The organism is Vibrio genomosp. F10 str. 9ZD137 (assembly GCF_049974785.1).
Classification (GTDB): Bacteria; Pseudomonadota; Gammaproteobacteria; order Enterobacterales; family Vibrionaceae; genus Vibrio.
In genome coordinates this window covers 1-344 of the sequence record NZ_JBNGCJ010000101.1, presented here as the reverse complement: position 1 = coordinate 344, position 344 = coordinate 1, and the positions used below count along the sequence as shown (strand labels likewise).

1 pseudogene is annotated in these 344 nt (G+C 48.0%); it reads left to right on the top strand.

The features are described 5' to 3' along the window. Positions 1-234 (top strand): annotated as a pseudogene (locus tag ACP45E_RS01295) (phosphonate metabolism protein/1,5-bisphosphokinase (PRPP-forming) PhnN); the annotation flags it as partial. Between the last annotated feature and the right edge of the window lie 110 nt (positions 235-344).

The window sequence follows — 344 nt, the reverse complement described above, 5'->3', positions numbered from 1 at the left end:
CGATTGCAAGTCGTATGGATAACCGTCAGCCCCGATATATTACAGCAGAGGCTGATTAAACGGGGGCGAGAAAACAGGACTGAAATTGTCCAACGGCTGGAACGAGCCGTTCAATACGACGAAGTTCGCCCAAACGACGCGATTTTGCTGAATAATAGCGGAACACTGCAAGAAACCGTCGCACAGTTTTCTCGTCAAATGGATAATCAACCAAATGCCCGCTTGTTTGGCTAAGCCAATGACAAAAAGTACTTAAAAACCTTCGACACTGATAAAAGAACGGTGTCGGGTGAAGGGAGACAAATGCTGACACTGACTTTACTCGGTACTGGGGCCGCAGGTGG